This window comes from Streptomyces camelliae, assembly GCF_027625935.1.
In the GTDB taxonomy this organism is placed as follows: Bacteria; Actinomycetota; Actinomycetes; order Streptomycetales; family Streptomycetaceae; genus Streptomyces; species Streptomyces camelliae.
The window spans coordinates 6,611,870-6,632,934 of record NZ_CP115300.1; the positions used below are offsets into that span (position 1 = coordinate 6,611,870).

The following is a 21,065-nucleotide window of genomic DNA, read 5'->3' on the forward strand; positions in this document are numbered from 1 at the left end:
AGATCGGTATCCCATACGTTCCGTTTTGCAGCGGAATGTCGCTCAGGGAGCCGCCCATGCCGACCTCGCCCCGGACCACCACCCCTCAGGCCGCCGACCCGTACCACGAGCCACGCCGCGAGAACTGCCCCTGGTGCGGCGGCGAGCGCCTGCGCACCCGGGCGCGGGCCGCCGCGCCCGGCCGGCGCGGTCCGGGCACCTGTGTCATGGACGAGTGCCGCGACTGCGGGCACGCCTTCCAGAACCCCCGGTTCACGGTGGAGGGCCTCGCCCTGTACCACCGGGACTTCCGCGCGGCCCGGAATCCCTCCCCCCGGGCGGTCCGGCGCCGGCACCGCGCGGCGGCCCGTACGGTGCTGCCGCTGGCCGAGCCGGAGAGCTGGCTGGACGTGGGCACGGGGCACGCCGGCTTCCCGGAGGCGGCCCGGGAGGTCTTCCCGTACACGTCCTTCGACGGCCTGGACCCGACGCCGAGGGTCGAACAGGCGAGGCTGGCGGGCCGCGTCGAGGAAGCCCACATCGGCGACCTCACGAACCCCTGGATCCTGCCCCACCTGTACGCCCGCTACGACGTGGTCAGCATGTTCCGCCACCTGGAGCACATCCCCGACCCGCGCGCCGAACTCCGCGCGGCCCTGACCGCCCTACGACCCGGCGGCCACCTCCTCCTCGAACTCCCCAATCCCCAAAGCGCGTTCGCACTCCTCCTGGGCCGGCGCTGGCCCCCCTACCGCCAACCCCGCCACCTGCACCTACCACCCCTCGCCAACCTGTGCGCGGAGCTGGAGAACCAGGGCTGCGACATCCTCACGACCGACCGCCGGACGCTCTCCTCGCACACCTACAGAATCGTGGCGCGCAAGCCCACGGAACCCTCGTGACCGGGGCTCACCCCCGCAGCACCAGCGCCTGCCCCGCCACCACCAGCAGCACCTGCTCGCACTCCGCCCCGAACGCCGAGTTCAGCCGCCCCAGTTCATCCCGGTACCGCCGCCCGGACGCGGTCGCCGGGACGATCCCCGACCCCACCTCGTTCGACACCGCCACCACCGTCCGCCGGGTGGCGCGCACAGCGGACGTCAGTTCCCGCACCCGCTCCCGCAGCAGCTTCTCGCCGCCGTCCGCCCACTCCGCGTCGTCCCACGCCCCCACGGCGTCCATGGCGTCCGTCAGCCACAGCGACAGGCAGTCGATCAGCAGCGGCGGCCCGTCCTGGCCCAGCAGCGGGATCAGGTCCGTCGTCTCCGTCGTACGCCACGAACCCGGCCGCCGCTCCCGGTGCGCGGCCACCCGCGCCGCCCACTCGGTGTCCCCGCCGCGCGACCCGCCGGTCGCCACGTACAGCACGTCCGGGAAGGACTCCAGGCGCCGCTCGGCCTCCACGGACTTGCCCGAGCGCGCCCCGCCCAGCACCAGTGTGCGGCGCGGCACGTCCGGCACGTCCTCGTACACCCCGACCGTCAGTGTCGTACCGTCCGGCACCGCCCGCGCCCCGGCCGCCGCCAGCCGGCGCCGCAACTCCGGGCCCGGCGGGACGTCGTGGTCGAGGTGGACGGCGATCACGTCCGTCGTGGGGCCGACCGAACCCACCGCGCGCAGCCGCGCCAGCGCGTCCGGGCGGCCCGCCACGTCCGCGAGGACCATGTGGTACGACTCCGCCCGCGCCTCCTCCAGACCCGCCGGCGCCCCGCCCGGCGGCAGATACAGCAGCCGCTGCCCGTCCGGGCCCGTCACCGCGTACCCGGTGCCGCCCGCGTCCATCGCGACCGCCCGCACCCGATGCCCCGTCAGCAGCGCCAACTCCCGCCCGTCCGGCACCCGCCCGGGCTGCGGCAGCCCGGCCGGCACCTCCACCGCCGGGCCGTCGTGCGGATGCGACAGCAGCACCTGCCTCACCCCGCCCAGCGAATGCCCGACCCGGGCCGCCGCGAACGCCGCGCCCGGCGTCAGATCGAGCAGCAGCGCCCCGTCCACCAGCACGGCGGTCGCCGCCCGCGCGTCCGGCCCGAGCGCGGTCGCGCAGGCGGCACAGGGGCAGTCGGGGCGGGGCAGTCCGGCCGGGGCGCCGGTACCGAGCAGAGTCACTTCCACGGAATCGATTTTCGCCCGTCTGATCAGGTCTTGCGCTTCCGGCTAGTCTGCCAGCACGTGTTGGATCAAAGGAGGCCCACATGACGGCATGGACGTGGCGGTTCGAGAAGGCCGACGGGACGGAGGTCCAGCCCGCCGTGCAGCCCGAGGAGTTCACCACGCAGGGGGATGCCGAGTCCTGGATCGGCGAGAACTGGCGGGCGCTGCTGGAGGGCGGCACCGACCAGGTGCGGCTGTTCGAGGAGGGCACCGAGATCTACGCCGCGCCGATGAGCCTGCGCGCCGCCGCGGAGGACTGAACCGCCGGCCGGTCCCCCCGGGGGTACGGCCGTACGGTCGTACCCCTCGTGCCCCGCTCACTGGGCGCCCAGCGTCACGTCCGCCGTCTTCTCGGTGCCGTTCCTCTGGTACGTCACCGTCGTCCGCCGGCCCGGCTGGTCCGCCGCCAGCGCCACCGAGAGGGAGGTGATGGTCGTGATGGACCGGTCGCCCAGCTTGGTGATGATGTCGCCGGCGCGCAGGCCCGCCTTGTCGGCCGCGCCGCCGGGCTTGGTGCTGACCACCGCCACCCCGGCCGGCTGGTACCTCTCGTCCACGACCGTCCGCCCGGCGATGTTGAGCGCGGCCCGCCCCGAGTCGGTGACCTTGCCCTCCTTGACGATCTGACCCGCGATCGTCTTCACCATCGACGCCGGGATGGCGAACCCGATGCCGGGCGCCGCGCTGCCCCCGAGGGAGGGGTCGGCGGCGGCGAGCGTCGGGATGCCGATGACCTGCCCGGCCAGGTTGACCAGGGCGCCGCCGCTGTTGCCGGGGTTGATGGCGGCCGAGGTCTGCACCATGTTCGCGATCGTCGCGCCCGTGCCCCCGCCGGTGCTGTTCTCGCTGACGGTCCGTCCGACCGCCGAGACGATGCCCTGCGTCACGCTGGACGACAGCCCGAGCGGCGAGCCCATCGCCAGCACGATCTGGCCGACCTCCACCTTCTCGGAGTCGCCGAACGCCGCCGGCTTCAGTCCGGACGGCACCTTGTCCAGCTTGACCACGGCCAGGTCCTGGTCGGGATAGGAGTACACCAGCGTCGCGGTGAGCGGCTCCTCGTTGTTGGCCGTCGTCACCTTGAAGGTCTTCTCCCGCCCGACCACGTGCGCGTTGGTGACGATGTGCCCCCGGTCGTCGTACACCACCCCGGAGCCCAGCTCGTGGCTCGCCTGGATCTGCACGACCGACGGCAGCACCTCCTTGATCACCTTCTGGTACTGGTTCTGCAGGTCGGTCGCCGCCATCGGCACGGCCGTCCGTGCGGCCGTCGCGGTGTCCTGGGTGGCCGGTGTGGCGGTCGGCGAGCAGCCGGCGGCGAACCCGGCGGCCAGGAGCGCGCAGCACACCAGCGCGGTGGCGGGCACGGCCCTGCCGAGGACACGGGTACGGGCACGGGTACGGGAAGCGTCCATGTCCCGAGTCTCACCGGAGGGTGATCGTCCGGCCCGCGATGTTGCCCCGAACGGGCACCGGCGCGTGGCTCAGCCGCGTACGCCGCACAGGTGCAGCAGCGCCGCCACCCCGCGGTAGGGGTCCGTGCGTCCGGCGCGCTCCTCGGCTGCCAGCAGGGTCTCGACGTCGTCCGGGACCGGCGCGTCGTCCGCGGCCGTGTCCGAGAGGACCCGGACGCCGTACCAGGCGTGCAGCGGGGCCCCGATCCCGGCGAGCGTCGCGGTCAGCGTGGCCAGCCGGTCGGCCCGCACGTCCAGGCCGAGGCGGTTGCGGTACGCGGTGGTGTCGAACGCCGCCAGCGCGCCCGCCCAGTCCCCGGACAGGCCCGGCCGCATGGCGAGCGCGTCGCCGTTGCGGACCAGCAGGGAGAGCAGGCCGCCGGGGGCCAGCATCCGGGCCAGCCCCGCCACCAGCGGATCGGGCTCCTCGACGTACATCAGCACCCCGTGGCACAGCACCACGTCGAAGCTGCCCGGCAGGAAGTGCACGCCGGTGTCCCGCCCGTCGCCCTGCACCAGCCGGACCCGCTCGCGGATGCCCTCCGGCTGCGCGGCCAGTGCCGTACGCGCCGCGTCGATCATCGTCGGGTCCTGCTCGACACCGGTCACCTGATGGCCGAGCCGGGCCAGCCGCAGCGCCTGCGTGCCCTGGCCCATGCCGACGTCGAGCACCCGCAGCCGCTGCCCGACCGGGAACCGCCCGGCTATCTGCTCGTCCAGCTGCCGGGCCACCAGCTCCTGCCGTACGACATCACGCAGCCCGCCCAGCTTGCGCAGCCAGGCATCCGCCGCATCCCCGGTGAAGGCGTCTGCGCTCAGGGCTTCTCTCCGCGCTTGACCTGCGGCTTCGGCAGCCGGAGCCGGCGCATCTGGAGGGAGCGCATCAGAGCGTAGGCGACCGCGCCCCGGGTGTTCTGGTCGGGGAAGCGCTCCTTGAGGCGCTTCTTCAGGCGGAAGCCGCTGACCGCCGCGTCCACCACGATCAGCACGATCACGACCAGCCACAGCAGCAGCGCGATGCTCTGGATCGCGCCCACCCGGACCACGCTCAGCACGAGGATCACGATGGCCAGCGGCAGGAAGAACTCCGCCACGTTGAACCGCGAGTCCACCCAGTCCCGGGCGAAGCGGCGCACCGGGCCCTTGTCCCGGGCCGGCAGATACCGCTCGTCGCCGGTGGCCAGGGCCTGGCGCTGGCGCTCCAGCGCCTGGCGCCGGTCCTCGCGCTGACGCTTCGCGGCGTCCTTGCGGGTCATCGGCGTGTTGGCGACGCTGCGGCGCTGGGACTGGGCCTCACTGCGCTTGGGCGTGGGCCTGCCCTTCGGGGCCTGCGGGTCACGGGGCTGCTTGGAGTCGGCTGCCTGCGCCTTGTCGGCGGGGGCCTTCTCTTCCTTGGCACGGCTACGGAACACAAAACCCAAGGGTAAGCGCTCCACCCGCATGGACCCCAGCCAGGCGGGGAACGATCCGGCAACACCGTTCGTCTGTAGGGGGACAGAGGGGACGTTCCGGCAGGGGATCACCTACTCCTTGCGCCGGAGCGGTACGGTCCGCAGTCGTCCTTGGGGATGAGCGCATCGGTCCCGGAACAGTGCGGTAATGGAGTCAGGGCCCGTACTGTGGGTCCTGTCGCAGGATCTGTGAGCTGGAGTCCGTCAGAAGGGGGCGCGCGAAGCCCATGAGCGGTGTCATGAAGCGTATGGGGATGATCTTCCGCGCGAAGGCGAACAAGGCCCTTGACCGGGCCGAGGACCCGCGCGAGACCCTCGATTACTCGTATCAGAAGCAGCTGGAGCTGCTGCAGAAGGTGCGCCGGGGCGTCGCCGACGTGGCGACCAGCCGCAAGCGCCTGGAACTCCAGCTCAACCAGTTGCAGCAGCAGTCCTCCAAGCTGGAGGACCAGGGCCGCAAGGCGCTCGCGCTCGGCCGCGAGGACCTGGCCCGCGAGGCGCTCTCCCGCCGCGCCGCGCTCCAGCAGCAGGTCACCGACCTGGAGACGCAGCACGCGACCCTCCAGGGCGAGGAGGAGAAGCTCACCCTCGCGGCCCAGCGCCTGCAGGCCAAGGTGGACGCCTTCCGTACGAAGAAGGAGACCATCAAGGCCACCTACACCGCCGCCCAGGCCCAGACCCGGATCGGCGAGGCCTTCTCCGGCATCTCCGAGGAGATGGGCGACGTCGGCCTGGCCATCCAGCGTGCCGAGGACAAGACGCAGCAGCTCCAGGCCCGCGCCGGCGCCATCGACGAGCTGCTCGCCTCCGGCGCCCTGGACGACCCGACGGGCATGGCCAAGGACGACATCGCCGCCGAGCTGGACCGCCTCTCCGGTGGTACGGATGTGGAGCTGGAACTGCAGCGCATGAAGGCCGAGCTGGCCGGAGGCTCCCCGCAGCAGGCCATCGAGGGCGGTACGGGCCAGGGGCAGACCCAGCAGCAGCCGCAGGACACCCCGCGCTTCGACAAGCAGTGAGCCCGGCGCCGGGGGCCGAGCCGAGGAGGCCGACGTGATCGTACGGATCATGGGGGAGGGCCAGTGGCAGCTGGCCGACGCCCACTTCGCCGAGCTGAACAAGCTCGACGACGAGCTGCTGGAGGAGATGGAGGGCGGCGACGAGGCGGGCTTCCGCCACACCCTCCACGCCCTCCTCGACTCCGTCCGCGAGCTCGGCACGCCTCTGCCGGACGACTCCCTGGAACCGTCGGAGCTGATCCTTCCAGCGCCGGACGCGTCGCTGGACCAGGTCCGGGCGATGCTCGGGGATGAGGGGCTGATTCCGGGGTAGCGCCGTCGGGGTGCTCGCCGTTGCCGGGTGTGGGTCCGTCGTGGCTTGTCGCTCCCCCAAGCTCTCAACTTCGTTCGAGCAGGGAGGTACCCCCATCGCGGCGGAGCCGCATATCGATGCAGCCCCGCGCCCCTTCGGGGCACAGGGCACCGCACAGCCCCCGTACTGTTCATCCCGTGAGCACTCTCGACCGCGCCCGCTGCAGCCTCAAGGCCCACCCGTGGGCCCTGGACGCCGCCATCGCCGCAGCCGTGCTGGTGTGCATGATCGCGGGATCCTTCGTGACCCCGCGCGGGACCAACGGCGTCACCTGGGGCATCCGCACCCCCGACCCGCTCAGCCTGCTGCTCATGCTCCTCGCCGCGGCCGCGCTCGTCTTCCGGCGCCGCGCCCCCATGCCGGTCCTCGCCGTCACCGGCACCCTCTCCGTCGTCGAGTGCGTCACCAGTGACCCGCGCGCCCCGGTCACGATGGCGGCCGTCATCGCCCTGTACACCGTCGCCGCGACCACCGACCGCACCACCACCCTGCGCATCGGCCTGCTCACCATGACCGTGCTGACGGCCGCCGCCATGCTCGGCGGCCCGCTGCCCTGGTACGCGCAGGAGAACCTGGGCGTGCTGGCCTGGACCGGTATCGGTGCCACCGCCGGGGACGCCGTACGCAGCCGGCGCGCGGTCGTGCAGGCCATCCGGGAGCGGGCCGAGCGAGCCGAACGCACCCGTGAGGAGGAGGCCCGCCGCCGGGTCGCCGAGGAGCGGCTGCGCATCGCCCGCGATCTGCATGACGTCGTCGCCCATCACATCGCCCTGGTGAACGTGCAGGCCGGGGTGGCCGCGCACGTCATGGACAAGCGGCCCGACCAGGCCAAGGAGGCCCTGGCGCACGTCCGCGAGGCCAGCCGCAGCGCGCTGGACGAACTGCGTGCCACCGTCGGTCTGCTGCGCCAGTCCGGTGACCCCGAGGCCCCCACCGAGCCCGCGCCCGGACTGAGCCGGCTGGAGGACCTCGCGGGCACCTTCCGCAGCGCCGGGCTGCCGGTGGAGGTGGCCCGTGCCGGGCCGGACTCCGATCTGCCCGCCGCCGTCGACCTGGCCGCCTACCGGATCGTCCAGGAGGCGCTGACCAATGTGCAGAAGCACGCGGGGGCCGGCGCCAAGGCCGAGGTCAGTGTCGTACGGGTCGGCCCGAACATCGAGGTCACCGTGCTGGACGACGGCCCGGGAGGGGAGAGCGCGCCCGGGACCGGCGGCGGGCACGGGCTGCTCGGCATGCGGGAGCGGGTCACCGCCCTCCGCGGCACCCTCACCACCGGACCCCGCTACGGCGGCGGCTTCCGCGTCCATGCGATCCTGCCCGTCAAGACCCGTACCGAGACCCGCGATGACGCGCACTGAGAGCCGTACGACGGCACCGGGGGAGCCCGCATGACGATCCGTGTCCTGCTCGCCGACGATCAGGCCCTGCTGCGCAGCGCGTTCCGGGTGCTGGTCGACTCCGAGCCCGACATGGAGGTGGTCGGGGAGGCCTCCGACGGCGCGGAGGCGGTCCGGCTGGCCCGGGAGCAGGCCGCCGACGTCGTCCTCATGGACATCCGGATGCCGGGGACCGACGGGCTCGCCGCCACCCGGATGATCAGCGCCGAGCCGTCCCTGGCGCAGGTCCGCGTGGTCATCCTGACGACGTTCGAGGTCGACGACTACGTGGTCCAGGCCCTGCGCGCGGGCGCCTCCGGTTTCCTCGGCAAGGGCAGCGAGCCGGAGGAACTGCTGAACGCCATCCGGGTCGCGGCGGGCGGCGAGGCCCTGCTGTCCCCGGCCGCCACCAAGGGGCTGATCGCCCGCTTCCTCGCCCAGGGCGACGGCGACGACGGCCGCGACCCCGCCCGCTCCGACCGGCTCGGCACGCTCACCGGACGGGAGCGGGAGGTGCTGGTCCAGGTCGCCGGCGGCCACTCCAACGACGAGATCGCCGAGCGCCTGGAGGTCAGCCCGCTGACGGTGAAGACGCACGTCAACCGGGCCATGGCCAAGCTCGGCGCGCGCGACCGGGCGCAGCTCGTGGTGATCGCCTACGAGTCGGGTCTGGTCCGGCCGAGGACGGACTGACCGTCCCGAGGCCCCTCCCGGATCTCCACCCGGGTCCACCCCCGGCGTACTCCGGTCTCCACCCCGGCGTACTGCGAGGGGAGTAGGGCCCGGATAAGGAAATGGACTCTGGGCCTACAGTCCGGCCCTCGGTGATGGGCCAGGGTGAGAGGGTCTGCCGCTCACAGATTGAGAGACCCCGATCCATGTCCTGGCTGTCGAGATTCAGCCTGCGCCAACGGGCCCTCATAGGCCTGATGTCGCTCATCGCGCTCGTCTTCGGGCTGATCGCGATACCCCAGATCAAGCAGCAGCTGCTGCCCACCATCAACCTGCCCATGGTCTCGGTGATCGCGCCGTACCAGGGCGCCTCGCCCGACGTGGTCGAGAAGCAGATCGTCGAGCCGATCGAGAACAACCTCCAGGGCGTCTCCGGCGTCAAGTCGGTGACCTCGACCGCGAGCGAGGGCAACGCCGTGATCATGGCGTCCTTCGACTACGGCAACGACACCAAGCAGCTCGTCTCCGACGTGCAGCAGGCCGTCAACCGGGCCCGTAACCAGCTCCCGTCCGGCGTCGACCCGCAGGTGATCTCCGGCTCGACCGACGACATGCCGACCGTGGTCCTCGCCGCCAGCTCCGACAAGGACCAGCAGGCCCTCGCCGACCAACTCGACAAGACCGTCGTACCGGCCCTGAAGGACATCTCCGGCGTCGGCCGCGTCCAGGTCACCGGCGTACGCGACGTCCAGGTCACGGTCACCCCGGACGACGCGAAGCTCGCCCGGGCCGGGCTCACCCCCGCCGCCCTCGGCCAGGCCCTCCAGGCGGGCGGCGTGACCGTCCCGGCCGGCTCCTTCGACGAGAACGGCGCCAACCACACGGTCCAGGTCGGCGGCGGCTTCACCTCGCTGCAGCAGATCCAGGACCTGATGGTCACCGGCCAGAGCGGGGGCAAGCCCGTACGCCTCGGTGACGTGGCCTCCGTCAAGGAGGAGCCGGCCCCGGCCGACTCCCTCACCCGCACCGACGGCAGGCCCAGCCTCGCCGTCAACGTGACCATGGACCACGACGGCAGCGCGGTCACCATCTCCGGCGCGGTCAAGGACAAGCTGCCCGGCCTGCGCGAGCAGCTCGGCTCCGGCGCGAAGCTCACGGTCGTCAGCGACCAGGGCCCGGCCGTGTCGAAGTCCATCAAGGGCCTGACGACGGAGGGCGCGCTCGGCCTGCTCTTCGCGGTCCTGGTCATCCTGGTCTTCCTGGCGTCGATCCGCTCGACGCTGGTGACGGCGGTGTCCATCCCGCTGTCCGTCGTCCTCGCCCTGATCGTGCTGTGGACGCGCGGCCTGTCCCTGAACATGCTCACGCTGGGCGCGCTGACCATTGCCATCGGCCGGGTCGTGGACGACTCGATCGTGGTCCTGGAGAACATCAAGCGGCACCTCGGCTACGGCGAGGAGCGGCAGACGGCGATCATCACCGCCGTGCGCGAGGTGGCCGGCGCGGTCACCTCCTCCACCCTCACCACGGTCGCCGTGTTCCTGCCGATCGGCCTGGTCGGCGGCATGGTGGGCGCCCTGTTCGGCTCGTTCAGCATCACCGTGACGGCGGCCCTGCTGGCCTCCCTGCTGGTGTCGCTGACGGTCGTCCCGGTCCTGTCGTTCTGGTTCCTGCGCGCACCCAAGGGCACCCCGGACGACGCGGCGGAGGCCCGCCGCCGGGCCGAGGAGAAGGAGGCGAACAGTCGTCTCCAGCGCGCCTACGTCCCCGTCCTGCGCTTCGCCACCCGCCGCCGTCTGACCAGCCTGCTGATCGCGGTTGTGGTCCTGGTGGTCACGTTCGGCATGGGCGGCCTGCTGAAGACCAACTTCTTCGACCAGGGGGCGCAGGAGGTCCTCACCGTCAAGCAGGAGCTGAAGCCCGGCACCAGCCTCGCGGCCACGGACGCGCAGGCGAAGAAGGTCGAGCGGCTCATCGCCTCCACCAAGGGCGTCAAGGACTACCAGGTCACCGTCGGCTCCTCCGGCTTCATGGCGGCCTTCGGCGGCGGCACGGACACCAACCAGGCCTCGTACCAGGTCATGCTGACGGACTCGAAGTCGTACGACGACGTCCAGAAGCACCTGGAGGACGGCCTGAAGAAGCTCCAGGGCATCGGCACGACCACCGTGTCGGCCGGTGACGGCTTCGGCAACCAGGACCTGAGCGTCGTGGTGAAGGCCGCCGACCCGCAGGCCCTGCGCACGGCGGCCGAACAGGTCCGCTCCACGGTCGCCGGCCTGAGCAACGTCACCGACGTCACCAGCGACCTCGCCACGAGCGTGCCGCGGATCTCGGTCAAGGCGGGCGCCAAGGCGGCCGCCGCGGGCCTCGACGACCAGAAGCTCGGCGCGCTGGTCACCGAGGCGGTGCGCGGTACGACGGCGGCGAAGGCGACCCTCGACGACACCGAGCGCGATGTCGTGGTGCGGTCGGCCGAGCCCGCCACCACCCTGGACCAGCTGAAGAACCTGCGCGTCGGCCCGGCCAAGCTCGGTGACATCGCCACGGTGCAGCTGGTGGACGGCCCGGTGTCGCTGACCCGGATCGACGGGCAGCGCGCCGCGACGATCACGGCCAAGCCGACCGGTGACAACACCGGTGCGATCAGCACCAAGCTCCAGTCGAAGATCAAGGCGCTGAAGCTCCCCGCGGGCGCGACCGCTCAGATCGGCGGCGTGACGTCGGACCAGAACGGCGCGTTCAAGAACCTGGGCCTGGCGATGCTGGCGGCGATCGCGATCGTCTTCATGCTCCTGGTGGCGACCTTCCGCTCTCTCGCCCAGCCGCTGATCCTGCTGGTCTCCATCCCCTTCGCGGCGACGGGCGCGATCGGCCTGCTGGTCGCCACCGGCACCCCGATGGGCGTCCCGGCGATGATCGGCATGCTGATGCTGATCGGCATCGTGGTGACCAACGCGATCGTGCTGATCGACCTGATCAACCAGTACCGCGGGCAGGGCTACGGCGTGGTCGAGGCCGTGATCGAAGGCGGCCGCCACCGGCTCCGCCCGATCCTGATGACCGCCCTGGCGACGATCTTCGCCCTGCTGCCGATGGCCCTGGGCGTCACGGGCGAGGGCGGCTTCATCGCCCAGCCCCTGGCGGTGGTCGTCATCGGCGGCCTGATCACCTCCACCCTGCTGACCCTGCTCCTCGTCCCGACGCTCTACGCCATGCTGGAGCTCCGCAAGGAGCGCCGGGCGAAGAAGCGGGCGGCGAAGAAGGAGACGAAGGCGGAGGTGCCGGAGCCGGCAGGCGTGTAGTCGAGCAATCGGTCGACAGGCCCGGTCCGTACGGCAGTTCGGACCGGGCCTGTCCCGCACCCCCGCGAGATCAGTCAACTCCCCTTCTCCCCAGGTCACGTTGGCTAGTCTGCTGCCTCAGCGGGCGTGAGCCAGGGGCGATGCGGACGGGGGGACGACAGACCATGGGCGAACCGGTGGAGTACGGGCGCGAGCCGCGGGACCCGGCCGTACGCGCACCGTCCATGCAGACGATCGCGGGCCTGCTGCCGCCGAGCCGCCGCAAGCCCCTGGATCCGCGGGCCAGGTGCGACGCGGTGGGGACACGGCCCGATGACTGGGCGCTCGGCGTCTCGGAGTCCCTGGCGTGGCACGTGGTGGAGGAGACCGACCCGGGGGAGGCCGAACCGCTCAAGCAGCAGGCCCTGCGGCTCGTCGGCCACTTGCTGGAAGCGGACGACCAGGCACGGCTCGCGCTCGCCGGCGACCCGTGGCAGGACCCTGATCTCGGGCGGCGTATCGCCCGGAAGACCAACGAGGTGCTCGGGATCCTGAGCGGCGGCCTGCTCCTGAGGCCTGCCGAAGCCACCCTTCTCGCCCTGCTTCCCTTCCTCTACCAGGCCCATCGGTCCCGTACGGCCGCGGACCTGTCCCGCGTCGACCCGACGCGCCTGGACCGACTCGGCCGCGGGGACCGGGAGCGGCTCGACGAGGAGGATGTGGCACGGCGGGAGAGCTACGACAGACATCTGCGCGACCAGGACCGCCTGGTCCGGCAGGCGGTCCGCAGCCGGGAACTGAACGGCCACGGCCGCGAGGACGGCACCCAGGAGATCGGCTGGTGGCTGTTCCACCAGTGGGCGAAACAGCAGCGGCAGGACCACGAGGACCACACGGCGCTCCTCGTCGAGGACTTGTCCACCGCCCTCGGCGCGGGACCGGACCGCGGCGAGCCATGGGTGGCGGGCCTGCCCGGACCGGAACCGCTCGCCCGCCTGCTGTCCTGTGTCGACGTGGCGCCCACCGAGCTGTGCGCCGTCGGTACCGCGGCGGGCGGTCTACGCCCCGGCGAGTTCCAGGTTCGTCTGGGGCCGTACCGGGACGCGCCGGTGCGGGAGCGTCTGGTGGGAGTGCTGTTCGCGATCGCCCATGCGATGGCAGTGGAGATCACCGCCTTGTCCCCGGAGATCGTCTGGCATGTGGGCATTCCGGAGGCACTCGTCCCCGCTGAGCTGATCGCCACACTGAAGAAGGTGTCGTGGCCCCGCGAAGGGGAGGCGTTCCGGCTGGAAGCCGCTGACTGCCGGCACCCCGCCGTCGCCGCCGCCCTGATCGACCACGCCCAGCGGCTGGAGTCCCTGCTGCGCACCCCGCGGCAGGCCGACGTGACGGCCCTGCGGGCGCTGCCCGTGTACGTCGACGCCGACCGGGTGCGCGCCGCCGACGCCGGCGCCAGCTCCGCGCTGAGCGGCAGGGCGATCCGTTTCCGGGTCGACGAGGAGAGCGTCCTGGAACTCCTGACGGACGAGACTCTGTACCACGACCGCGCCCTGGCCGTTCGGGAGCTGTACCAGAACGCCCTGGACGCCTGCCGCTGGCGCCGGGACCGGGAGCGCCCGGGTGTGACGTACGACGGCCTGATCCAATTCCGCCAGGGGAGCGAGAACGGCCGCGCCTTCCTGGAGTGCGAGGACAACGGCGTCGGGATGGACGAGACCGTGCTGTCGGAGATCTTCTCCCGGGCCGGTATGCGCTTCACCCACATGTCCCGGTACCGGGAGCGGCACAGCGACACCATGCGCCCCAACAGCCGGTTCGGTGTCGGCGTGTTCAGCTACTTCATGATCGCCGACGAGATCGAGGTCACCACCTGCCACATGGACCCCGCCGACGCCCGCGGGCTGACGGAGCTGTCCGTGCTCATCACCGGCCCCGGACACTACTTCCGGGTCCGCCCCACCGGCCGGGTGCGGACAGCCCCGGGCACCACGGTCCGGCTGTACCTGCGCGAAGACCGGCCGGCGCCCTCCTGCGTCACGGAACTGCGCAGACTTCTGGGGATCGCCGAGTTCGAGACCATCGCCAAGCACGACGGACGGGACGCGAGGTGGGAGCCCCGCGTGCCGAGGCCGAGGGAGTCGACCGGCTTCAGGGACGACGGCTTCGTGGCGCACGGCACCTTCGTCCCCTGGCCGGACGACACCGAACGAACCGACGGCCAGGTGATCTGGTGCCGGCACGGCGGAGGTGTCCTCGTGGACGGCATCTTCACCGAACCCCGCGTACGGCGCGGCATCCTGGCCGACCCGGGCGGCTCCCGCAGGCTGCGCGGCGCCGTGGTGAACCTCACCGGCGGGACCAGCCCCAGGCGCCTCTCCCTCGACCGCACGGAGATCCTGGACGACGACGTCTGCGACCGGGTGGAGAAGCTCATCCGCAGCGCTCTCCCGGCACTGCTGGCGGCGGACCCGCCCCTGCTCGACGCCGACTGGCTGGCCGCGGTCGCGGGCGGCAGTCCGCGGCTCGCCGACATCGTGACCGAGGCGGCCACCGCGCAGGGGTATCGACTGCCGCTGCACACCACCGGTGACGCGCGCCGGGGGCACGCCTGCTTCTCGGCTGTCGCCAGGGCCGGGTTCTTCCCGCCGGACATCCACATGATCCACCGCGATGACTCGGGTATCCACGAAGCCCGCGTGTACGGGGGCGACACCCCGGCAGGGAGCGTTTTCGGCATCCCTGATGGCGCGACCTTGCTGTGGCGGTTGCTGGCCCACCAGCCCAACGCGGAGCTGGAGATGCTCCGCGAGCTCGCCCGGGAACTGGACGAGGGGGAGCTGGACGGTCGGCTGGCCGTGGGCCAGCAGGTGCTGCCCGCCCTGCCGTCCGACGTCCTCTTCCGCACCAGACCTCGGTCAACCAGCTGGAGGGACAGGTACTGGTCCGACAGAGAGGACCCGTTCGAGAAGCTCGCTTCCCCGGGCCACGCGCTGTTCCTCACCGCTGCCTGTGGGATGTCCTATGCGGACACGGTGTCGCGGATGCGGGAGCTGCGGTTGCCGCCCCTGCCCCCAGTGGATGGCGACTCTCCGGTCGACGATGTCGACTTCGCGCTCCTCAGCGCGGATCTGCGCGGGCTCGACAGGGAAGGCGCCCTGCGGTCGGCCTGGATCGACGTCGGCAGCCCGGTGCCGCCGGGGCATCTCATCAAGGCTCAGCTGATGTTGGACATCAGTGTCCGTGAAGCCGCCGAGCGGATGGGCAGGTTCGGCTTCACCATCAGGTCCGAACCCTCGCCGGAGACGCTGGCTCGGTTCCTGGCGGGCAGCACGGAGGACGAGCAGACGGAGGTGCTCAAGCTGCTCAGCCGTGATCTGGACTGCGCGGCTCCTTGGCTGGATCCAGCCGAGCCGGTCCGGGTCGGCCACCTCCTGCGCGCGGCCGCGGAGCTGCACCGGTCGGTGACCGAGGTGGTGGCGAGCCTGGGAACGTTCGGATTCAGCACGGAGCTCGACGACAGCCATGGGCAGCGGCAGGACGACGACCTCCTGGCACAGGTCCGGGAGTGGGGCTGGATCGTGGAGGAGGACACCGGGCCGAAGACGGACCGCCTTGTGGGACTCACGTACCGTGAACCGGTTCCGCCCGGCCTCCTCGCTGTCGCTTCGCTTGCGGGCTCTCGTTCGGGCGACGAGCCCGTCCTCCTCAGTGTCATCGCCGAGCGACTTCGGGAACTGGGCTTCACCCCGCCCGCGACGCTGCCGGAGCGCGCCGAACCTGGCGATGAGGAGATTCTCTGGTCCGCCGCCGACGGCGGTCACTGGCTTCCGGCGGCCGGCTCGGTCCCCCTGCACCACGTGCTTCTGGTGGCTGCGGACGACGGGCCACCAGAGGACGCGCCGGCCCGGCTGCGCGATTACGGCCTCATCCTGCCCAGCCCGCTCCCCGGAACGGTCGACGGGGACGATGTGAGGCTGTTCGACCTGCGCCGGAAGCAGGAGGACGACTGGACGGAGGAGGAACGGTGGCTGAACACGGAAACGCCCGTACCGCTGCACCATCTGTTCCTGGCTGCGGAAGAGGCGGAGACGGAGCCGGAGGAGGTCGCACAACGCCTTCGTGCCTTCGGCTGCCGGCTCCCTGACGCAGGCGAACTGACCGTGGACGAACTCGACCACCGACTGTGCGTGGACACCTTCGAGGCGGCCCTCGGACCGGCGCCCCTGCCCCTGAACCTCCGCTACCCCGTCGCCGACTTCCTCACCATCGTCCGCCATGCCCCCACGATCGACGGCGCCCGCATGCCGATCCCCGAACTCGTCCGACGGCTGACCCGCCTGGGCGTCGACCTCCGGCGCGTGACCGACGCCATCGCGACCCACCTCGATCACGACATCCCCGGCCTGGACGGGGAGTAGCCCCACGACGAAGGGCACCCCCTGACCCAGGGGGTGCCCCTCACCGCGATCACCGCGTATGCCGGCGCGAGCCCTACGGCAGTGCCAGCATCCGCTCCAGCGCCAGCTTGGCGAACGCCTCCGTCTCCTTGTCGACCTCGATCCGGTTGACCAGGGTGCCCTCGGCCAGGGACTCCAGGGTCCAGACCAGGTGGGGCAGGTCGATGCGGTTCATGGTCGAGCAGAAGCAGACCGTCTTGTCGAGGAAGACGATCTCCTTGCCCTCGGGAGCGAAACGGTTCGCCAGGCGGCGGACCAGGTTCAGCTCGGTGCCGATGGCCCACTTGGAACCGGCCGGAGCCGCCTCCAGGGCCTTGATGATGTACTCCGTCGAGCCGACGTAGTCCGCCGCGGCCACGACCTCGTGCTTGCACTCCGGGTGGACCAGGACGTTCACCCCGGGGATGCGGGCGCGGACGTCGTCGACCGAGTCCAGGCTGAAGCGGCCGTGGACCGAGCAGTGGCCGCGCCACAGGATCATCTTCGCGGCCCGCAGCTCGTCCGCCGTCAGACCGCCGTTCGGCTTGTGCGGGTTGTAGACCACGCAGTCGTCCAGGGACATCCCCATGTCCCGGACGGCGGTGTTGCGGCCGAGGTGCTGGTCCGGCAGGAAGAGCACCTTCTCGCCCTGCTCGAAGGCCCAGTCGAGCGCGCGCTTGGCGTTGGACGAGGTGCAGATCGTGCCGCCGTGCTTGCCGGTGAACGCCTTGATGTCGGCCGAGGAGTTCATGTACGAGACCGGCACGACCTGCTCGGCCACGCCCGCCTCGGTCAGCACGTCCCAGCACTCCGCGACCTGCTCGGCCGTCGCCATGTCGGCCATGGAGCAGCCGGCGGCGAGGTCGGGCAGGACGACCTTCTGGGCGTCGGAGGTGAGGATGTCGGCCGACTCGGCCATGAAGTGCACACCGCAGAAGACGATGTACTCGGCCTCCGGGCGCGCGGCCGCGTCCCGGGCCAGCTTGAAGGAGTCGCCCGTGACATCGGCGAACTGGATGACCTCGTCGCGCTGGTAGTGGTGGCCGAGCACGAAGACCTTGTCGCCGAGCTTCTCCTTGGCCGCGCGGGCGCGCATCACCAGGTCGGGGTCGGACGGCGAAGGCAGGTCACCGGGACACTCGACGCCCCGCTCGCTCTTCGGGTCGGCCTCACGGCCGAGCAGCAGCAGGGCGAGCGGAGTCGGCTGCACGTCGAGCTCCGGGGTCTGGGCGGTGGTCACGACACGCACCCTTTCTACTTTTCGTCTAACTGACGCTATCTATCATATCTGCTTCACGTCACTTTGACGATGGCCATAACGTCGATGTGACATGAATCCCCCTGAGGCGTTTTCCGCTCCGGAGACCATGTGCGAGCATGAAGAAGGAGCCGAAAGACAGGCGCCGGCCCGGAATGAATCCGCGGCCTTGCCGGTTGCACTCGTCGGCAAGCAGTCTCCGTACAACCCGGGAGAGATGTAGATGTCCGTATCGGACGAGACCAAAACCGTCACCGACGGCATCATCCTGACCGACGCCGCCGCGGCCAAGGTCAAGGCCCTGCTCGACCAGGAAGGCCGCGACGACCTCGCGCTGCGCGTCGCCGTCCAGCCCGGCGGCTGCTCCGGCCTGCGTTACCAGCTCTTCTTCGACGAGCGCTCGCTCGACGGCGACGTGGAGAAGGACTTCGGCGGGGTCAAGGTCGTCACGGACCGCATGAGCGCTCCGTACCTGGGCGGCGCCACCGTCGACTTCGTGGACACCATCGAGAAGCAGGGCTTCACGATCGACAACCCGAACGCGACCGGCTCCTGCGCCTGCGGCGACTCCTTCAGCTGAGCCGACGGCCCTGACATAAAAGCCTGACGCACAAGGCGGCGGCCTCCCCCACGGGGGCCGCCGCCTTCGTCGTGTCTCGCCGCGGTCTTCGTCGTGTCTCGCCGCGTCAGCGTGTCAGCGCCGATGCGCCCGGATGCAGCGCCCCGGGCTTCCCCTGGGGGATCTTTTCCCCGTCCGCGCCGACCACTGTCCGCCCATCCAGCGGTGCGTTCAGCTGAACGGCCCTCACATACTCCTTGGCGATCATCACGCAGACCTTGTCCGGCCAGGGCCGCGCGGTGACGGTGACGGTCACCTTGTCGCCGCTCTCCTGCGCCGCCGCCGAGTAGTCGGCACACACCCCGCCGTAGAAGCTCACGGTCAGCTCCCGCCCGTCGGCCGTATAGCCCTCGACCTTCACGCTGTGCGGCTTCGGCGCCGAGGTCGGCCCGCCGGAAGGAGCCGTCGCCGAGCCCAGGTAGGCGGGATCGACCGCCGGATACGTCACCGTGTACGCGCCGCCCGCCGCGTCCCTGCGCACCGAGAACAGCCAGGACGGCACCAGCGTCTGCCGCCCGGCGACGGAGTGCGCGGCCAGCCCGAACACCGCCTTGCCGACGGTGACCGCGTCCGCGCCGGCGTCCGCCCCCGTCCCGGGTCCGGGCGTGGACGCGCCGCAGGGCTGCTCGAACCGGTCCTTCACCGGCACCGGACGCGTGCAGCCGCCGATCCCCATCCGGTGGTCGCTCTTCGGCGCCGCGTTCATCAGCTTCAACGTCTTCGCCGCGCTCAGGACGGGGTACGTGGCCCCCTTCACCGGCGTCCCCAGCAGCCCGTGCCCGCCGACCACCTCACCCTGCCCGCTGACCGTCAGTCCGGTGGTCCAGCCGTACGTCGGCAGCCCGCCGACCACCGGCTCGGCGTTGACCACCCGCTGGACGCCCATGATCTGGCTCGCGTCGATCTTCGCGTCGTCCAGCCCGGCCGCCTTCAGCACCGGAGCCGCGGCCGCGGTCGCCGTGGAGACGCTCACCGGGCTGCCCGTCGGGCCCATCGGGTCGTGCGCGCACAGCACGCCCTTCTTGCAGTTGTCGGTGCCCGGCGCGTACCGGCTGAAGGTCCAGCTGCCCGGGGCGTCCCGGTTCACCGTGAGGCTCGGGCCGGTGCCGTCCTTGCCGCCGACCCGCCAGATCCGGCCCTCGGCCACCGGCGTCCCGTCGACACCGAGCGCGCGGGCGAGGCGGGCCACCGCGTCCTTGCCGACCTCGCCCTGCGGCACGTACACCGGGGCGGAGCCGGGGCCGGCCGGCAGGTCGCCGTGGGCGACGTACGTCGCGCCGTAGGGGGCGGAGGCGACACCGTCCAGGGCGAGTGGCGGGGGAGTGCCGTTCCTGCCGCTCGCGCCGGCTCCCTCCGTACGGCCGCCCGTGCCGGCGCTCGCCGCGAGAAAGGCGCCACCACCGCCGACCAGCAGCACGGCGGCGGCCACGGAGACGACGGCGAACCGGGACCGACGCCACCCGCCCCGCTCACCGTCGGCACCCCGCTCACCGTCGGCACCCTGCGCATCACGGTCAGCATCCTGCGCACTGTCCGCACCGTCCGCCGCTGCGGTCGCCGGCTCGCGGTCCTCGGGTCGTTCGGTGTTCACCGCATCGCTCCTCGCTGGTCGTATCCCGCCTCCCCCGCGTGGGGGACGGCGATGGGACGCGGGAGGGGAGCGCGCGGTTCCCGGGGCATGCGCCCCGCGTGTCAGTCGCCGTAGTCGGACATCGCGTCCAGCAGCCGCGCGGAGCGCACCGGCACGGTCACGCCGTGGATCAGGGACGGCGGCACCGGCCGTGACTCGGCGTGCGCCGGAGCCGCCCAGTGCGGTGCCATCCGGGCGCAGTCGACGCGCAGCGCGGCGAGGTCGCCCTCCGGGTCGGCCGGGGCGGGGGAGTGGACCTTGAGGTTCGTCATGACGGCACCGTAAGCATGGTCGAGTGCGCGAAGAAAGATCTACTATCGGGTAGTTTTGCCACCTACAGCGCCGGCATCCGAACCGGTAGCGTGAACTGTCAATCCAGCCTCCCGCAGGAGTTTCCCCGTCGTGCGCATCGCAGTCACCGGCTCCATCGCCACTGACCACCTCATGACCTTCCCCGGCCGCTTCGCCGATCAGTTCGTCGCGGACCAGCTGCACACGGTTTCGCTCTCCTTCCTCGTCGACAACCTCGACGTGCGCCGCGGCGGCGTCGGCGCCAACATCGCCTTCGGCATGGGCCAGCTCGGCACGAAGCCGATCCTGGTCGGCGCCGCCGGCTTCGACTTCGACGAGTACCGCGCCTGGCTCGACCGCCACGGCGTGGACACCGAGTCGGTCCGGATCTCCGAGACCCTGCACACCGCCCGCTTCGTGTGCACCACCGACGCCGACCACAACCAGATCGGCTCCTTCTACACCGGCGCGATGAGCGAGGCCCGCCTCATCGAGCTGAAGACCGTCGCGGACCGCGTGGGCGGCCTCGACCTGGTCCTCATCGGCGCCGACGACCCGGAGGGCATGCTCCGCCACACGGAGGAGTGCCGCTCCCGGTCGATCCCCTTCGCCGCCGACTTCTCCCAGCAGATCGCCCGCATGGAGGGCGACGAGATCCGTGTGCTGATGGACGGGGCGACGTACCTGTTCTCCAACGAGTACGAGAAGGGCCTCATCGAGACCAAGACCGGCTGGAGCGACGCCGAGATCCTGGGCAAGGTCGGCCACCGCGTCACCACGCTCGGCTCGCGGGGCGTGCGCATCGAGCGGGCCGGCGACGACCCGATCGAGGTCGGCTGCCCCGACGAGGAGCGCAAGGCCGACCCCACGGGTGTCGGCGACGCCTTCCGCGCGGGCTTCCTGTCCGGACTGGCCTGGGGGGTCTCGCTGGAGCGCGCCGCCCAGGTGGGCTGCATGCTCGCCACGCTGGTCATCGAGACGGTGGGGACGCAGGAGTACCAGTTGCAGCGGGCGCACTTCATGGAGCGGTTCACCAAGGCGTACGGGGACGAGGCCGCGGCCGAGGTGCAGGCGCACCTGAGCTGACGCCGGG

General features: G+C 71.7%; 17 protein-coding genes. 10 read left to right on the forward strand and 7 right to left on the reverse strand.

The features are described 5' to 3' along the window. Positions 1-56 precede the first annotated feature (56 nt). Complete coding sequence (locus O1G22_RS30350) at positions 57-881, forward strand: class I SAM-dependent methyltransferase (protein ID WP_270084232.1); 825 nt, start codon at positions 57-59, stop codon at positions 879-881. Between the two features lie 7 nt (positions 882-888). On the opposite strand, the gene O1G22_RS30355 is transcribed toward O1G22_RS30350, so the two are convergent. Then, positions 889-2,091, reverse strand: a complete 1,203-nt coding sequence (locus tag O1G22_RS30355; RefSeq protein ID WP_270084233.1) for a bifunctional adenosylcobinamide kinase/adenosylcobinamide-phosphate guanylyltransferase — start codon at positions 2,089-2,091, stop codon at positions 889-891. Between the two features lie 80 nt (positions 2,092-2,171). Here O1G22_RS30355 and O1G22_RS30360 point away from each other — a divergent pair, with 80 nt between their 5' ends. Further along, positions 2,172-2,390: a hypothetical protein gene (locus O1G22_RS30360; RefSeq protein WP_225096804.1), complete on the forward strand. Its 219-nt coding sequence runs from the start codon at positions 2,172-2,174 to the stop codon at positions 2,388-2,390. A 57-nt stretch (positions 2,391-2,447) separates the two neighbouring features. On the opposite strand, the gene O1G22_RS30365 is transcribed toward O1G22_RS30360, so the two are convergent. From O1G22_RS30365 to O1G22_RS30375, 3 genes are all read right to left on the reverse strand, one after another. Continuing rightward, positions 2,448-3,545 (reverse strand): S1C family serine protease, encoded by a 1,098-nt coding sequence (locus O1G22_RS30365; protein ID WP_270084234.1) that lies wholly within the window; start codon positions 3,543-3,545, stop codon positions 2,448-2,450. A gap of 69 nt (positions 3,546-3,614) precedes the next feature. Next, on the reverse strand, positions 3,615-4,316 hold the full coding sequence (locus tag O1G22_RS30370; RefSeq protein ID WP_225096802.1) for a class I SAM-dependent methyltransferase: 702 nt from the start codon (positions 4,314-4,316) through the stop codon (positions 3,615-3,617). 83 nt (positions 4,317-4,399) lie between these two features. After that, on the reverse strand, positions 4,400-5,026 hold the full coding sequence (locus tag O1G22_RS30375) for a DUF3043 domain-containing protein (protein ID WP_270084235.1): 627 nt from the start codon (positions 5,024-5,026) through the stop codon (positions 4,400-4,402). A 236-nt stretch (positions 5,027-5,262) separates the two neighbouring features. On the opposite strand from O1G22_RS30375, the gene O1G22_RS30380 reads away from it, so the two are divergent. The 6 genes from O1G22_RS30380 to O1G22_RS30405 all read left to right on the forward strand — a co-directional run bounded on the left by O1G22_RS30380 (position 5,263) and on the right by O1G22_RS30405 (position 16,156). After that, positions 5,263-6,054, forward strand: coding sequence for a PspA/IM30 family protein (locus tag O1G22_RS30380; protein ID WP_225096800.1), 792 nt, complete (start codon positions 5,263-5,265; stop codon positions 6,052-6,054). Positions 6,055-6,088: 34 nt separating this feature from the next. Continuing rightward, entirely contained in the window at positions 6,089-6,367 is a 279-nt protein-coding gene (gene pspAA, locus O1G22_RS30385; protein WP_270084236.1) for a PspA-associated protein PspAA, read from the forward strand. Between the two features lie 176 nt (positions 6,368-6,543). Beyond that, on the forward strand, positions 6,544-7,764 hold the full coding sequence (locus O1G22_RS30390; RefSeq protein ID WP_270084237.1) for a sensor histidine kinase: 1,221 nt from the start codon (positions 6,544-6,546) through the stop codon (positions 7,762-7,764). Between the two features lie 30 nt (positions 7,765-7,794). Continuing rightward, positions 7,795-8,475 (forward strand): response regulator, encoded by a 681-nt coding sequence (locus O1G22_RS30395; protein ID WP_270084238.1) that lies wholly within the window; start codon positions 7,795-7,797, stop codon positions 8,473-8,475. A gap of 185 nt (positions 8,476-8,660) precedes the next feature. Beyond that, positions 8,661-11,759 carry an efflux RND transporter permease subunit gene (locus O1G22_RS30400; RefSeq protein WP_270084239.1) on the forward strand — a complete coding sequence of 1,033 codons (3,099 nt, stop codon included), beginning with the start codon at positions 8,661-8,663 and terminating at the stop codon, positions 11,757-11,759. 164 nt (positions 11,760-11,923) lie between these two features. Continuing rightward, positions 11,924-16,156 carry a wHTH domain-containing protein gene (locus O1G22_RS30405; protein WP_270084240.1) on the forward strand — a complete coding sequence of 1,411 codons (4,233 nt, stop codon included), beginning with the start codon at positions 11,924-11,926 and terminating at the stop codon, positions 16,154-16,156. A 73-nt stretch (positions 16,157-16,229) separates the two neighbouring features. Here O1G22_RS30405 and nadA read toward each other — a convergent pair whose 3' ends face one another. Then, positions 16,230-17,414 (reverse strand): quinolinate synthase NadA, encoded by a 1,185-nt coding sequence (gene nadA / locus O1G22_RS30410; protein ID WP_270084241.1) that lies wholly within the window; start codon positions 17,412-17,414, stop codon positions 16,230-16,232. 241 nt (positions 17,415-17,655) lie between these two features. Here nadA and O1G22_RS30415 point away from each other — a divergent pair, with 241 nt between their 5' ends. Continuing rightward, positions 17,656-18,012 (forward strand): iron-sulfur cluster assembly accessory protein, encoded by a 357-nt coding sequence (locus O1G22_RS30415; RefSeq protein ID WP_225096793.1) that lies wholly within the window; start codon positions 17,656-17,658, stop codon positions 18,010-18,012. A 106-nt stretch (positions 18,013-18,118) separates the two neighbouring features. On the opposite strand, the gene O1G22_RS30420 is transcribed toward O1G22_RS30415, so the two are convergent. Continuing rightward, entirely contained in the window at positions 18,119-19,642 is a 1,524-nt protein-coding gene (locus tag O1G22_RS30420) for a hypothetical protein (protein ID WP_270084242.1), read from the reverse strand. Positions 19,643-19,743: 101 nt separating this feature from the next. Further along, positions 19,744-19,953 carry a hypothetical protein gene (locus O1G22_RS30425; RefSeq protein ID WP_270084243.1) on the reverse strand — a complete coding sequence of 70 codons (210 nt, stop codon included), beginning with the start codon at positions 19,951-19,953 and terminating at the stop codon, positions 19,744-19,746. 130 nt (positions 19,954-20,083) lie between these two features. On the opposite strand from O1G22_RS30425, the gene O1G22_RS30430 reads away from it, so the two are divergent. After that, positions 20,084-21,058 (forward strand): carbohydrate kinase family protein, encoded by a 975-nt coding sequence (locus O1G22_RS30430; RefSeq protein WP_225096790.1) that lies wholly within the window; start codon positions 20,084-20,086, stop codon positions 21,056-21,058. Positions 21,059-21,065 lie beyond the last annotated feature (7 nt).

Excerpts from the sequence above, each read along its gene's own strand:
- O1G22_RS30395 (WP_270084238.1), top strand. The coding sequence starts at position 7,795 with ATGACGATCCGTGTCCTGCTCGCCGACGATCAGGCCCTGCTGCGCAGC.
- O1G22_RS30360 (WP_225096804.1), top strand. The coding sequence starts at position 2,172 with ATGACGGCATGGACGTGGCGGTTCGAGAAGGCCGACGGGACGGAGGTC.
- O1G22_RS30375 (WP_270084235.1), bottom strand. The coding sequence starts at position 5,026 with ATGCGGGTGGAGCGCTTACCCTTGGGTTTTGTGTTCCGTAGCCGTGCC.
- O1G22_RS30350 (WP_270084232.1), top strand. The coding sequence starts at position 57 with ATGCCGACCTCGCCCCGGACCACCACCCCTCAGGCCGCCGACCCGTAC.
- O1G22_RS30400 (WP_270084239.1), top strand. The coding sequence starts at position 8,661 with ATGTCCTGGCTGTCGAGATTCAGCCTGCGCCAACGGGCCCTCATAGGC.
- O1G22_RS30365 (WP_270084234.1), bottom strand. The coding sequence starts at position 3,545 with ATGGACGCTTCCCGTACCCGTGCCCGTACCCGTGTCCTCGGCAGGGCC.
- O1G22_RS30405 (WP_270084240.1), top strand. The coding sequence starts at position 11,924 with ATGGGCGAACCGGTGGAGTACGGGCGCGAGCCGCGGGACCCGGCCGTA.
- O1G22_RS30415 (WP_225096793.1), top strand. The coding sequence starts at position 17,656 with ATGTCCGTATCGGACGAGACCAAAACCGTCACCGACGGCATCATCCTG.
- O1G22_RS30380 (WP_225096800.1), top strand. The coding sequence starts at position 5,263 with ATGAGCGGTGTCATGAAGCGTATGGGGATGATCTTCCGCGCGAAGGCG.
- O1G22_RS30425 (WP_270084243.1), bottom strand. The coding sequence starts at position 19,953 with ATGACGAACCTCAAGGTCCACTCCCCCGCCCCGGCCGACCCGGAGGGC.